We start from the raw sequence: 12,983 nt of genomic DNA on the forward strand, positions 1-12,983 counted from the left end.
CAGCAGCGCCGCGACGGCGTCGGCGCTGCTGGCCACGTGCGCCTGGTCGAACTCCGCGTTCGACACGCTGGGGATGCGGACGAGGGCCTCGAGGTCGGCGCGCAGCCCACCGAACGCGGCGGCGGCTCGCGAGCGGAGCGCGTCCGTGCGGTCGCCGGGAAGGATGGTCGGGTGCGAGGAGGCGTCGGTCACGGACAAGCACGCTACTCGACTACCCTGGCGGGGTGTTCGGACGCAGCAACGACCCCCAGCCCGTGACTCCCGCCCTGAGCGAGAGCGCACCGCCGCCCACGGACGCGGGCAAGGGCCGTCCGACGCCGAAGCGCAAGGTCTCCGAGGCGGCGAACAAGCGTCCGCTGGTGGCGCCGACCAGCAAGCGGGCCACCCGTGAGCAGGCCAAGACGCAGCGCGACATCGAGTACCGGGCGATGCAGACCGGCGACGAGCGCAACATGCCCGCCAAGGACCGCGGCCCGGTCCGGCGCTACATCCGCGACTCGGTCGACGCCCGCTGGAACCTCGGCGAGTTCTTCCTGCCGATGGCGGCCGTCTTCCTGGTCGCCCAGTTCGCGCTGGCCAAGACCGCGATCGCCTTCTTCGCGATCCTCGCGCTCTACGTCTACATCATCGCCGCGTCCATCGACGCGTGGCTCATGTGGCGCAGCCTGAAGAAGCGCGTGGTCGCCAAGTTCGGGGCCGCCCAGATCCCGCGCGGGGTCGCGATGTACGCCGTCCTGCGGGTGTTCCAGATCCGCCCGGCGCGGCTGCCGAAGCCCYAGGTGAAGCACGGTCAGCACCCCTCCTGAGCCCGCCGTAGGGTTGCGGGCATGGTTTCCTACCGCTACCTGGGCCGTTCCGGCCTGAAGATCACCGAGATCACCTACGGCAACTGGCTCACGCACGGCTCGCAGGTGGAGAACGACACCGCGAAGGCCTGCGTGCGCGCCGCGCTCGACGCGGGGATCACGTCGTTCGACACCGCCGACGTCTATGCCAACACGAAGGCCGAGACCGTCCTGGGCGAGGCCCTGAAGGGCGAGCGGCGCCAGTCGCTCGAGATCTTCACCAAGGTCTTCTGGCCCACCGGGCCCGGCGGCGCCAACGACATGGGCCTGTCGCGCAAGCACATCCTCGAGTCCATCGACGGCTCCCTGGAGCGCCTCCAGACCGACTACGTCGACCTCTACCAGGCGCACCGGTACGACGAGTCGACGCCGCTCGAGGAGACGATGCAGGCGTTCGCCGACGTCGTCCGCGCGGGCAAGGCGCTCTACATCGGCGTCTCGGAGTGGACCGCGGACCAGATCCGCGCCGGCCACGCCCTGGCCAAGGACCTCGGGTTCCAGCTCATCTCCAACCAGCCGCAGTACTCGGCTCTCTGGCGGGTCATCGAGGGCGAGGTCGTCCCGACGTCCGCGGAGCTCGGGGTGTCGCAGATCGTCTGGTCCCCCGTGGCCCAGGGCGTGCTCACCGGCAAGTACAAGCCGGGCCAGGCGCCGCCCGAGGGGTCGCGCGCGACCGACGAGAAGGGCGGCGCCCGGTTCATCGGCCGCTTCCTCGAGCAGCCCGACGTGCTGCAGCGGGTGCAGGAGCTCACGCCGGTCGCGGACGAGCTCGGCCTGTCGCTGGCCCAGCTCGCCGTGGCGTGGGTGCTGCAGAACCAGAACGTCGCCGCGGCGATCATCGGGGCCTCGCGTCCCGAGCAGGTCACGGAGAACGTCAAGGCGTCCGGCGTGACCATCCCCGCGGAGCTGCTGGCCCGGATCGACACGATCCTGGGCGACTCCGTGGTGTCCGACCCGGCCGAGACGGCCAAGAACGCGCCGCCGGCGCGCTGACGCGACGGTCCGGCCCCGGTGCACCCGGGGCCGGACCTCGTCAGACGGCGACCGGCTCCTTCACCTCGGCGGGCACGGTCAGCCGGGGCAGGAACACGTGCACCAGCGGACCGATCGCCAGGGCGTAGGCCAGCGTCGCGAACCCGACGGTGCCGCCCAGCAGCCAGCCGACGGAGACGACCGCCACCTCGATGCTGGTCCGGACGAGCCGCACCGAGCGCCCGGTGCGGCGCACCAGGCCCGTCATGAGGCCGTCGCGCGGGCCCGGTCCGAGCCGGGCGCCCACGTAGAGCCCGGTCGCCAGGCCGTTGAGCACGATGCCGCCGGCCGCCAGCGCGATGCGGACGCCCATGGCGTCGGGCAGGCCGTCGAACAGCGCGAGGAACGGGTCGACCAGGATGCTGATGACGGCGACGTTGGCCACCGTGCCCACGCCGGGACGCTGGCGCAGCGGGATCCAGCAGGCGAGCACGACGAGGCCGACCAGCAGCGTCACCAGCCCGAACGACCGGCCGGTCCGGAGCACGATCCCCTGGGTCAGCACGTCCCACGGCATGCTCCCCAGACCCGCGTCGACGAGCATCGCGATCGAGGCCGCGTAGAGGACGAGGCCGACGAGCAGCTGCCCGCCCCGACGCACAGGGCGGGCGTCAGAGGTCCTCCACGACGGCACCGCGCGAGCATACGCACGGGCCGTCACGTGAGCTGCTCGAACCAGTCGCGGTGCGACGCCGGCGGCGGCCGGTGACCGAGGCCGTCCGCCCGGACGGCCCGCACCAGGGCGACGACGATGCCCGCAAGGACCGCGATCGCTATCAGTAGCCATATCCACGTGCTCATGGGAAGCAATGCTCGCTCGTAAGTGGCATCGCCTGGAATAGCCACTTCTGGCATAGTGGCCTCATGACGACGACGGAGCTTCCCGCGGACCGCCGGATCGGCGGCCACCGCCTGGGCACGGTCCTCGGCGCGTGGCAGCGGCCGGGACCCGCGTACGTCGCCCTCGCCGACGCCCTGCGGGCCGCGATCCTCTCGGGCGCCGTGCCGCTCAGCACCCGACTGCCCAGCGAGCGAGAGCTCGCCGACGCCACGGGCGTGTCCCGCACGACCACCACCGCGACGTACGGGCTGCTGCGCGACGAGGGCTACCTGGTGAGCCGGCGCGGCTCGGGCACCGTCACCACGCTCCCGGCCGGTCCGGGTGCGCGGTCGTCGATGGCGGGGTCGGTCGGCGACGAGCCCGGCATCGTCGATCTCGCCGTGGCGGCACCGTCGGCCCCGTCCTCGCTGCACGGCGCCTACCTCGCCGCACTCGAGGCCCTCCCCCGGCACCTCACGGGGACGGGCTACGCGCTCCTCGGTGTACCCGTCCTCCGGGAGGCGATCGCGCGCTGGTACACGCTGCGGGGCACACCGACGACGCCGGACCAGGTGCTGGTCACCACGGGTGCACAGCAGGCCATCCACCTGCTGGTGGCCTCGCACGTCGGCCCGGGCGACCGCGCGGTCGTCGAGCACCCGACGTATCCGCACGCCATCGACGTGGTGCGGTCGGTCGGCGCCAGGCCCGTCCCCGTGCCGTCGGGCGAGGAGGGACTGGACATCGACCTGCTCGAGTCGACGCTGCGGCAGGTCGCGCCGCGGCTCGTCTATCTCATCCCCAGCCACCGGAACCCGACGGGCACCAGCATGAGCGACGAGGACGGCGCGCGGGTGCGTGCGCTCGCCCGCCGGTACCGCACCGCGATCGTCGGCGACGAGGTGCTCGCGGAGCTGACCATGGACGGGCCGGCCCCCGGCTCGTTCGCGGGCGACGGCACCGCGGCCGCCTACGTGATCTCGATCGGGTCGGCGTCGAAGAGCTACTGGGGTGGCCTGCGCGTCGGCTGGGTCCGTGCGCACCCCGATCTGGTCAACCGGCTGGCCACGACCCGCGCGCACGTCGACCACGGCACTGCGGTGCTCGAGCAGCTGGTGGTCGCGGAGCTGCTCTCCCAGTCGGAGGATCTGCTCACCGGCCGCCGCGAGGCGCTGCGCGACCGCCGCGACCTGCTCGTCGGCCTCTTGCTGGACCAGCTGCCGTCGTGGCGGTTCGARGTCCCTGCCGGTGGCCTGTCGCTGTGGGCCGACCTCGGCGCCCCCGTGTCCAGCGCGCTCGCGGCGATCTCGACGCGGCACGGTGTCCGGGTGGTCCCCGGCACCGCGTTCGGCGTGGACGGCAGCTTCGAGCGCAACCTGCGCCTGCCGTTCAGCACGACCGCCGAGAACCTGCGCCGGGCCGTGACCGGGCTCGCGGAGGCGTGGGCAGGCCTGGGCGTCACGGAGCCGTCCCCCGGACCCGCCCGGGTCCACGCGCTGGTCTGATCAGATCAGCGGGAGCGCGAGCGTGGGCGTGGCCTGCGCGCCCTCGTGCAGCAGACCGACCGCGTGCACGCCCTGCGCGGCCAGCGTGCGCCAGTGCTCGCCGAGCCACTGCTCCGCGTCGTACTGCGTGGTGAACACCGGGCTCACGGGCCGGTCGAGCGCGAGCCCGTCCGGGCCGTCGAAGCGCCACTCCCACTGCGGTCGCAGCACCATCAGCGCACCACCGTCCGTCGGGCCGAGCCGCGCAGAGCCTGGTCGGACGCCAGCGCGCGGGCGATCCGCGACGGGTACGCCGGCCCCTCGTAGATCAGTCCGGTGTAGCCCTGGACGAGCGTGGCGCCGACGGCGACGTACTCGCGGGCGTCGGCCGCGGTGGTGATGCCGCCGACCCCGACGATGACCGCGTCCGGACCGAGGCGGCTGCGCAGTCTGGCCACCACGTCCAGGCCCCGGGCCAGCACCGGCGGACCGGAGAGGCCGCCGGGTCCCAGGTCGTGGCCGATGGTCGTGTTGACCGCGACGATCCCGTCCAGCCCCAGCTCGGCGGCCAGCTCGGCGACCGCGTCGACGTCGTCGTCGGACAGGTCCGGCGCGATCTTGACCAGCAGCGGGACGGTCGCGAGCCCCGCGGCCGCCGTCGCCTCGTCGGCCGCCACCCGGGTGGCCTCGAGGATGGGCCGCAGCGCCTCGACCGACTGCAGGTCCCGCAGGCCCGGGGTGTTGGGGGACGACACGTTCACGACGAGGTAGTCGGCGTAGGGCGCGAGCCGGCCGGCGCTGGTCGCGTAGTCGGCGGGAGCCTGCTCGGCCGGCGTCACCTTCGTCTTGCCGATGTTGACGCCCACCACGAGCCGGCGACCCGCGGGCGTCGCGCGCAGCCGGCGCAGACGCGCCGCCACCGCCGCGGAGCCCTCGTTGTTGAAGCCCATCCGGTTGCGCAGCGCCCGCTGGTCGAGCACCCGCCACAGGCGGGGAGGCTCGTTGCCCGGCTGGCCCTGCGCGGTCACGGTGCCCACCTCGACGAACCCGAAGCCGAGCATGGTCAGCCCGGCGACGCCCACGGCGTTCTTGTCGAACCCGGCGGCGAGCCCGAAGCGCGACGGGAAGCGCCGCCCCCAGACCTCGACGCCACCGTCCGGCGACGAGGCGAACAACCGGGTCACGACGTCCCGCAGCACCGGGACCTGCGCGACGACCCGGATGAGCCGGAACGCGACCTCGTGCGCGCGCTCGGGGTCCATGCGGCGGAACACGAGGTCGAAGAGCAGGCGGTACACGCTGTTCACCCTAGGTCGTCGGGGGCGGACCGGCCCGTGCGCCACAGCCAGAGCAGGCCGAGGAACGGGAGCACCAGCGGCACGTACCCGTAGCCCTGACCGAACGCCGACCACACCGTCTCGTCGGGGAACTCCCCGACGTCGACCAGCGACAGCACCCCGACCGTCAGCACGCCGGCCAGCTCGATCGAGACCGCCCACCAGGCGAGCCGCCGCCAGTCCTTCGCCAGCGCGATCGTCGCGACGACGTAGACGAGTCCCGCCGCGAGGGACAGCAGGTAGGCGACCGGTGCCTCGTCGAGCTTGGTCGTCACCTGGTAGATGCCGCGGGCCGTGGCGGCGAGCGCGAGGATGCCGTACACCGCCACGAGCAGGCGGCCGGGGCCGCTCCCCGTCGATCGATGCCCAGCCGGTCGGTCGGTCACACGGTCCCCCAGATCTGGAGCAGTCGGAGTTCGAGGAACGCCACGGTCAGCGCGGCGACGAGCAGGACCACCGAGCTCCACCGCGTCCGCTCGGCGAACGCCCACGCGGCGGCGATGGGCAGGATCAGCAGCTGGGTGATGACGTAGCCCCACAGGAGGACGCCGTCGACGTCGGGGCTGCCGGTCGCTGCGAGCACCCCGGCGACCACGGCCTGGACGAGAAGCACGGCCTCGATGACCGCCCCGCCCCAGAGCTGGCGCMGGATCACCGCGCGGTCCCGCACGACGAACCAGAGCGCCCAGCCGCCGAGCGCGAGGCACAGCGCGGCCACGAGCAGCGCGAGGGGCACGATCACGGTGCCCCACCGTACCGGCGGTGACCGGGCGACCCGTCCACCGTCCGGAACTATCATCGGTCCGTGACCGTCTCGCTGACCTCCCACGACCCTGCCCGCCTCGCCGTCGACGCCCTGGTCGTCGCGGTCGCCCAGCAGGACGGCGAGCCGACCGTCCTGGGCGCCGAGCGCCTGCCCAAGGACCTGCGCGCCCAGCTCGCGGACTCCGCGGCGCTCGGGATCACAGGCGCGGCCGACGAGGTCCGCCGGCTGCCCGGCACCGGCCTCGTCGCGAAGGTGCTCGTGCTCACCGGCGTCGGGCCGGCCGACAAGGTCACCCCGGAGGCGCTCCGCCGGGCCGCCGGTGCCGCGACGCGCGAGCTCGCCGGCGTCGCGACCGTGGGTATCGCGTTCCCGGCCGACGACGCCGCCTCCGTGGCCGCGGTCGCCGAGGGCGCCCTCTTCGGTGCGTACTCCTACACGCGCTACCGCGCCTCCGAGGCCGCCAAGCAGGCGCCGGTCGGCACGATCCAGGTCGTCACGGCCCACCCGCGCGACCGCGCCACACTGGCGGCCGTCGCCCGCGCCGAGGTCGTCGCCGCGGCGATCCACGGCACTCGCGACCTGGTGAACGCCGCCCCGAACGACCTGTACCCCGCCGCGTTCGCCGAGCTGGCGAAGACGGCCGCGAAGGACTCCGGCGCCAAGGGCCTGAAGGTCACCGTGCTCGACGACAAGGCGCTCGCGGCCGGCGGCTACGGCGGTCTGATCGGCGTAGGCCAGGGCTCCGTCCGCGGCCCGCGCCTGGTCAAGGTCGCCTACTCGCCGTCGCGGCCCAAGGCCAAGGTCGCTCTCGTGGGCAAGGGCATCACCTTCGACTCGGGCGGCATCTCCATCAAGCCCGCCGCCGGCATGGAGGCCATGAAGTCCGACATGGCCGGCGCCGCCGCGGTGCTGCACACGGTCCTCGCGGCCGCGCGCCTCGAGCTGCCCGTGGCCGTGACCGGCTGGCTCTGCCTCGCGGAGAACATGCCGTCCGGGACCGCCCAGCGCCCGTCCGACGTGCTGACGATCCGCGGCGGCAAGACCGTCGAGGTGCTCAACACCGACGCCGAGGGCCGACTGGTGATGGCGGACGGCCTGGTCGCCGCGGTCGAGGAGAAGCCGGACGTCGTCATCGACATCGCCACGCTGACCGGGGCCCAGCTGGTCGCGCTCGGGCACCGCGTGTCGGCCGTGATGGGCACCGACGACGTGCGCGGCGAGGTCGTCGCCGCGGCGGAGACCAGCGGCGAGCTGTTCTGGCCGATGCCGCTGCCGGCCGACCTGCGCGCCGGGCTCAAGTCCAAGGTGGCCGACCTGGCGAACATCGGCGACCGCTTCGGCGGCATGCTGACCGCCGGGATCTTCCTGCAGGAGTTCGTCGGCCAGACGCCGTGGGCCCACCTCGACATCGCCGGGCCGGCCTACAACGAGCGGACCGCGCACGGCTACACGCCCGTGGGCGGCACCGGCGTCGGGGTGCGGACGCTGCTGGCCCTGATCGAGGGTCGCGCGCCCGCCGCCTGAGGCGAGGCGGGGCTGGTCGGCCGCTAGGCGTGCTTGCGCTTCTTCGCGAGCCGCTGCCGCGAGTTCCAGTCCCGGACCCGCTGCGGGTACCCGGTGCGCTGCACGTCGTACACGGGGATCGCCATGTCGCGCGCGAGCTGCCAGGCGGTCTCGGGGTCCGGCACCCGGCGGCGGGTCCACTCGCCGTCCGTGGCGACGAGCATCATCGTCGTCGGCGTGTCGTTGGTCCGGGGCTCGACGTAGGCCTCGACACCCACGCGCGTCGCGACGAAGTCCTTGAGGTGCGCGAGCGTCGCCTCACGCGCGTCGCGATCCGTCGGCGCGTCGGTGGCGGCCGGCTTGCGGCGCGAGAACAGGCCCATGGCGCACGAGAGTAACCTGCGAACCTGCCGGTCGTCGGGGTGTGACCGAGCAGACGGAACACCAGTCATGGGACGACTGTTCTGCTCATCACATGAGCGCGCGCGGCGTCCGGGTCGTTCCAGGCCTGTGGGGATGACAGGATGGTCGGCGAGCTCGAGACCACCAAGTCTGCGTATGAGGAGTCTGCACGTGGCCGACACGAACGGCACCGCTTTCGACATCGTCGTCCTGGGCGGAGGTAGTGGCGGCTACGCCGCTGCGCTGCGCGCCGCACAGCTGGGCAAGTCCGTCGCCCTCGTCGAGGCGGACAAGGTCGGCGGCACCTGCCTGCACGTGGGCTGCGTGCCCACCAAGGCGCTGCTGCACGCCGCCGAGCTGGCGGACAACGCCCGCGACGGGGCCCACTTCGGGGTGCACACCAGCCTCGACCACATCGACATGAACGGCGTGAACGAGTACAAGGCGACGGTCATCGGCCGCCTGTACAAGGGCCTGCAGGGGCTCATCAAGTCGCGCAAGATCACCGTGTTCGAGGGCTACGGCAAGCTCGTCGCCAAGGACGCGGTCGAGGTCAACGGCCAGCGCATCACCGGCGAGTACATCGTGCTCGGCACCGGTTCGTACGCGCGCTCGCTGCCCGGCCTCGAGATCGGCGGCCGCGTGATCACGTCGGACCAGGCGCTCCAGCTCGACTGGGTGCCCAAGTCCGTGATCGTGCTCGGCGGCGGCGTCATCGGCTCCGAGTTCGCCAGCGTGTGGAAGTCCTTCGGCGCGGACGTCACCATCATCGAGGCGCTCCCCCACCTGGTCGCCAACGAGGACGAGGCGCTGTCGAAGGCGTTCGAGCGCCAGTTCCGCAAGCGCGGCATCAACTTCAACCTCGGCGTCCGCTTCGSCGGMGTGACCCAGGACGACAACGGCGTGCACGTCWCGCTCGAGGACGGCAAGACSTTCGACGCCGACCTCCTGCTCGTCGCCGTSGGCCGCGGCCCSCGCACCTCSGGCGTCGGCTACGAGGAGCAGGGCATCACGCTGGACCGCGGCTTCGTCATCACCGACGAGCGCCTGCACACCGGCGTCGGCAACATCTACGCGGTCGGCGACATCGTCCCCGGCCTGCAGCTCGCGCACCGCGGGTTCGCGCAGGGCATCTTCGTCGCGGAGGAGATCGCAGGCCTCAAGCCGGCGGTCATCGTCGAGTCGGGCATCCCGCGCGTGACGTACTCCGACCCCGAGGTCGCCTCGGTGGGTCTCACGGAGGCGCGCGCCAAGGAGGTCCACGGGGCCGACGGCGTCGAGACGCTCGAGTACAACCTCGGCGGCAACGGCAAGAGCCAGATCCTCGGCACGCAGGGCTTCATCAAGCTCGTGCGCCAGAAGGACGGCCCGGTCGTCGGCGTCCACATGATCGGCGCGCGCGTCGGCGAGCTCATCGGCGAGGGCCAGCTCATCGTGAACTGGGAGGCCTACCCCGAGGACGTCGCCTCCCTCGTGCACGCCCACCCCACGCAGAACGAGGCCCTCGGGGAGGCGCACCTCGCGCTCGCCGGCAAGCCGCTGCACGCCCACAACTGACCTCACGAATCGAAGGAGACACGAGCGGTCATGTCCGACAACGTGCAGCTGCCCGCACTCGGTGAGTCCGTCACCGAGGGGACCGTCACCCGCTGGCTGAAGAACGTGGGCGACACGGTGGAGGTCGACGAGCCGCTGCTCGAGATCTCGACCGACAAGGTCGACACCGAGATCCCGTCGCCGTTCGCCGGCGTGCTCGAGCAGATCCTGGTGCAGGAGGACGAGACCGTCGAGGTCGGTGCCACGCTCGCCGTCATCGGGTCCGGCCAGGGCGGCGGAGACGCCGCTCCCGCAGCCGAGGCGGCGCCCGCCGAGGAGGAGAAGCCTGCCGAGCAGGAGGCTCCCGCCCAGGAGCAGGCCCCCGCCGAGGAGCCCGCCGCCGAGGCAGCGCCRCAGGAGCAGTCCGTCGAGTCCCACGAGGAGCCGGCCGCTGCGCCGGCCGCCTCGGGCGACGGCGGGGCCAGCGAGAACGTCACGCTCCCCGCGCTGGGCGAGTCCGTCACCGAGGGCACCGTCACCCGCTGGCTCAAGGCCGTGGGCGACGACGTCGCGGTCGACGAGCCGCTGCTCGAGATCTCCACGGACAAGGTCGACACCGAGATCCCGTCGCCGTTCGCCGGCACGCTGCAGCAGATCCTGGTGCAGGAGGACGAGACCGTCGAGGTCGGCGCCGTCCTCGCCGTCATCGGCTCCGGGGCGGCGCCCGCCGCTGCCGCTCCCGCTGCCGAGGAGAAGGCGCCCGAGGCCGAGCAGAAGGCCCCGGAGCCGCAGACCGCGCCGGAGCCCGCCGCCGAGCAGGAGTCGGCCGCGGCCACCCCCGCGCCGGTCGCCACCCCGACGCCCGTCCCGGCGACGCCCACGCCCGCACCCGTGCCCGCCACCCCGGCTCCGGCCCCGGCCGCGGCTCCCGCACCGGCGCCGTCCGCGTCCGGCACGTACCTGACCCCGCTCGTGCGCAAGCTCGCGGCGGAGAAGGGCGTCGACGTCGCCGCGCTCGTCGGCACCGGCGTCGGCGGCCGCATCCGCAAGGAGGACGTGCTCGACGCCGCGGCGAAGGCCGAGGCCGAGAAGGCCGCCGCCCAGGCCGCGAAGGCCCAGCCGGCCGCCGCACCCGCCGCTGCCTCGGCACCGAAGGCTGCCTCCGTCCCGGCGGTCTCGCCGCTGCGGGGCACCACCGAGAAGGCCAGCCGGCTGCGCCAGATCATCGCCGAGCGCATGGTCGACGCGCTGCACTCGCAGGCGCAGCTCACCACGGTGGTCGAGGTCGACGTGACCAAGGTCGCCCGGCTCCGCGCGAAGGCGAAGGAGGACTTCAAGGCACGCGAGGGCGTCAACCTCACGTTCCTGCCGTTCTTCGTCCTCGCCGCGGTCGAGGGGCTCAAGGCGTTCCCCAAGATCAACGGCGTGCTCGAGGGCAACCAGATCACGTACCACGCGCAGGAGAACGTCGGCATCGCGGTCGACACCGAGAAGGGCCTGCTCGTCCCGGTGATCCGCGACGCGGGCGACCTGAACCTCGCCGGCATCTCCCGCAAGATCGTGGACCTGGCCGGTCGCACCCGCCAGAACAAGGTCACGCCCGACGAGCTCAGCGGCGCCACGTTCACGGTGACCAACACGGGCTCGGGCGGCGCGATCATCGACACCCCGATCGTCCCCGGCGGCACGTCGGCGATCCTGGGCACCGGCGCGATCGTCAAGCGCCCGGTGGTCATCCAGGACGCGGACGGCGCCGAGGTCATCGCGATCCGGTCGATGTGCTACCTGTCGCTGTCGTACGACCACCGGCTGGTCGACGGCGCCGACGCGTCGCGCTACCTCATGGCGGTCAAGAACCGCATCGAGGAGGGCGCGTTCGAGTCCGAGGTCGGCCTCTGACGCACGGCAGCACCTGATCGTCCGACGGCCCGGCTCCCCGCGAGGGGTGCCGGGCCGTCGACATGTCGCGCGGGGAACCCGACCGTAGGGTGAGCGCCATGCACGTGGTCATCGCGGGGTCGCACGGCTTCATCGGCAGCTCCCTCGTCCCGCACCTGCGGGCCGCTGGGCACGACGTCGCGGTCCTGGTCCGGGGTGACGCCCACGGTCCCGACGAGATCGCCTGGGACCCCGCCGCCGGGCGGCTCGACGCCGGCGCGGTCGCGGGAGCGGACGCCGTCATCAACCTGGCGGGCGTCAACCCCGGGTCCCGACCACTGACGGCGGCCCGCAAGCGCGAGGTGCTGTCGTCGCGCGTGCTGACCACGCGGCTGCTCGCCCGCACGCTCGCCGGGCTCGACGACGGACCCCAGGTGCTCCTGCAGGCGTCGGGGATCGGTGCCTACGGGTCCCGCGGCGACGAGGTCCTCGACGAGGACGAGCCGATCGGCACCACGTTCTTCGCCAACGTCGTGCGGCAGTGGGAGGCGGCCACCGCGCCGGCCGCCGAGGAGGGCGTCCGCGTGGTGCACCTGCGCACGGGGATCGTGCTGGGGCAGGGCGGCGGAGCGCTGGGTCCGCTGCTGCCGGTGCTGAAGGCCGGGGTCGGGGGGCGGCTCGGGTCCGGGCGGCAGTTCTGGCCCTGGATCACGCTGCTGGACGAGGTCCGCGCCATCGAGCACCTGCTCACGGCCGACGTGCACGGCCCGGTCAACCTGGTGACCGCGCCCGCGAGGAACGCCGAGGTGGTCGCCGCGCTGGCCAGTGCGTTCCACCGGCCCGCGGCGATCCCGGTGCCGTCCTTCGCGCTGCGGCTCGTGCTCGGCGACTTCTCGTCGGAGGTGCTCGGGTCCATCCGCGCCGTCCCCGCCGTGCTCGACGCCAGCGGCTTCGTGCCGGTGCACCGTGATCTCACGACGGCCGCGGACTGGGTGGCGCACGGCGACTGACCTCACGGCGCGGCCACGTCCCACACGCGCCAGCCGCCGTCGGTCCAGCGCAGCCCGAGGACGACGGTGCGGGCCGGCGCAGGGTCCCGGGTCGAGGAGGACATGACGGCCGTCACCGCGACGTCGGTGGTGCCGCCGCGGCTGCCGTCGGCGGCGACCGACCAGGCGTCCTGCACGTCCACCACCAGGCCGTCCACGCGTGCGCCGGCGCGCTCGTGGAGCAGCGCGACGTCCGCGGTGTGCGCCGGACCGCCGGGCACCTCGACCGCATCGAGCGCCGCGGCGTCCCCCGCCCCGACGGCCACGGCCCGCAACCTGCTGAGCTCCGCGGCGCGTCCACCACCAGGCCGTCCACGCGTGCGCCGGCGCG

14 protein-coding genes and 2 pseudogenes are annotated in these 12,983 nt (G+C 73.4%); 7 read left to right on the forward strand and 9 right to left on the reverse strand.

The annotated features are described in order from the left end of the window. Window positions 1–192: pseudogene (locus ACXJKG_RS13355) on the reverse strand (dipeptidase); the annotation flags it as partial. A 32-nt stretch (window positions 193–224) separates the two neighbouring features. Between ACXJKG_RS13355 and ACXJKG_RS13360 the strand changes: the two are divergent. Continuing rightward, window positions 225–806, forward strand: a complete 582-nt coding sequence (locus tag ACXJKG_RS13360) for a DUF3043 domain-containing protein (protein WP_456846241.1) — start codon at window positions 225–227, stop codon at window positions 804–806. A gap of 21 nt (window positions 807–827) precedes the next feature. Then, window positions 828–1,838 (forward strand): aldo/keto reductase family protein, encoded by a 1,011-nt coding sequence (locus ACXJKG_RS13365; RefSeq protein WP_456846242.1) that lies wholly within the window; start codon window positions 828–830, stop codon window positions 1,836–1,838. Between the two features lie 40 nt (window positions 1,839–1,878). On the opposite strand, the gene yczE is transcribed toward ACXJKG_RS13365, so the two are convergent. After that, window positions 1,879–2,511 carry a membrane protein YczE gene (gene yczE / locus ACXJKG_RS13370; RefSeq protein ID WP_456846243.1) on the reverse strand — a complete coding sequence of 211 codons (633 nt, stop codon included), beginning with the start codon at window positions 2,509–2,511 and terminating at the stop codon, window positions 1,879–1,881. 23 nt (window positions 2,512–2,534) lie between these two features. Continuing rightward, window positions 2,535–2,678, reverse strand: coding sequence for a hypothetical protein (locus ACXJKG_RS13375; protein ID WP_456846244.1), 144 nt, complete (start codon window positions 2,676–2,678; stop codon window positions 2,535–2,537). A 63-nt stretch (window positions 2,679–2,741) separates the two neighbouring features. Between ACXJKG_RS13375 and yczR the strand changes: the two genes are divergently transcribed. Then, entirely contained in the window at window positions 2,742–4,202 is a 1,461-nt protein-coding gene (yczR, locus tag ACXJKG_RS13380) for a MocR-like transcription factor YczR (RefSeq protein ID WP_456846245.1), read from the forward strand. Here the strand turns inward: yczR and ACXJKG_RS13385 are convergent, their stop codons facing one another. Genes ACXJKG_RS13385 through ACXJKG_RS13400 form a run of 4 tightly spaced genes read right to left on the reverse strand, consistent with a single transcriptional unit; the run spans window position 4,203 to window position 6,260 of the window. Further along, complete coding sequence (locus tag ACXJKG_RS13385) at window positions 4,203–4,415, reverse strand: hypothetical protein (RefSeq protein WP_456846246.1); 213 nt, start codon at window positions 4,413–4,415, stop codon at window positions 4,203–4,205. Further along, entirely contained in the window at window positions 4,415–5,479 is a 1,065-nt protein-coding gene (locus ACXJKG_RS13390; protein ID WP_456846247.1) for a quinone-dependent dihydroorotate dehydrogenase, read from the reverse strand. Before ACXJKG_RS13390 ends, ACXJKG_RS13385 begins: the two co-directional genes overlap by 1 nt. A 5-nt stretch (window positions 5,480–5,484) precedes the next feature. Beyond that, window positions 5,485–5,904 (reverse strand): hypothetical protein, encoded by a 420-nt coding sequence (locus ACXJKG_RS13395; RefSeq protein ID WP_456846248.1) that lies wholly within the window; start codon window positions 5,902–5,904, stop codon window positions 5,485–5,487. After that, window positions 5,901–6,260 (reverse strand): hypothetical protein, encoded by a 360-nt coding sequence (locus ACXJKG_RS13400; RefSeq protein ID WP_456846249.1) that lies wholly within the window; start codon window positions 6,258–6,260, stop codon window positions 5,901–5,903. Before ACXJKG_RS13400 ends, ACXJKG_RS13395 begins: the two co-directional genes overlap by 4 nt. Window positions 6,261–6,323: 63 nt before the next feature. Here ACXJKG_RS13400 and ACXJKG_RS13405 point away from each other — a divergent pair, with 63 nt between their 5' ends. Next, window positions 6,324–7,808, forward strand: coding sequence for a leucyl aminopeptidase (locus tag ACXJKG_RS13405; RefSeq protein ID WP_456846250.1), 1,485 nt, complete (start codon window positions 6,324–6,326; stop codon window positions 7,806–7,808). A 23-nt stretch (window positions 7,809–7,831) separates the two neighbouring features. Here the strand turns inward: ACXJKG_RS13405 and ACXJKG_RS13410 are convergent, their stop codons facing one another. Continuing rightward, window positions 7,832–8,170 carry an oxidoreductase gene (locus tag ACXJKG_RS13410; RefSeq protein ID WP_456846251.1) on the reverse strand — a complete coding sequence of 113 codons (339 nt, stop codon included), beginning with the start codon at window positions 8,168–8,170 and terminating at the stop codon, window positions 7,832–7,834. Window positions 8,171–8,345: 175 nt separating this feature from the next. Here ACXJKG_RS13410 and lpdA point away from each other — a divergent pair, with 175 nt between their 5' ends. The 3 genes from lpdA (at window position 8,346) to ACXJKG_RS13425 (ending at window position 12,613) form a co-directional block, all read left to right on the forward strand. Continuing rightward, window positions 8,346–9,746, forward strand: coding sequence for a dihydrolipoyl dehydrogenase (gene lpdA / locus ACXJKG_RS13415; RefSeq protein ID WP_456846252.1), 1,401 nt, complete (start codon window positions 8,346–8,348; stop codon window positions 9,744–9,746). A 30-nt stretch (window positions 9,747–9,776) separates the two neighbouring features. Further along, window positions 9,777–11,624: a 2-oxoglutarate dehydrogenase, E2 component, dihydrolipoamide succinyltransferase gene (gene sucB / locus ACXJKG_RS13420; RefSeq protein WP_456846253.1), complete on the forward strand. Its 1,848-nt coding sequence runs from the start codon at window positions 9,777–9,779 to the stop codon at window positions 11,622–11,624. 98 nt (window positions 11,625–11,722) lie between these two features. Continuing rightward, window positions 11,723–12,613 (forward strand): TIGR01777 family oxidoreductase, encoded by an 891-nt coding sequence (locus ACXJKG_RS13425; protein WP_456846254.1) that lies wholly within the window; start codon window positions 11,723–11,725, stop codon window positions 12,611–12,613. Between the two features lie 2 nt (window positions 12,614–12,615). Here ACXJKG_RS13425 and ACXJKG_RS13430 read toward each other — a convergent pair. Continuing rightward, window positions 12,616–12,983: pseudogene (locus ACXJKG_RS13430) on the reverse strand (hypothetical protein); the annotation flags it as partial.

It is taken from the genome of Cellulomonas sp. P5_C6, assembly GCF_054049635.1.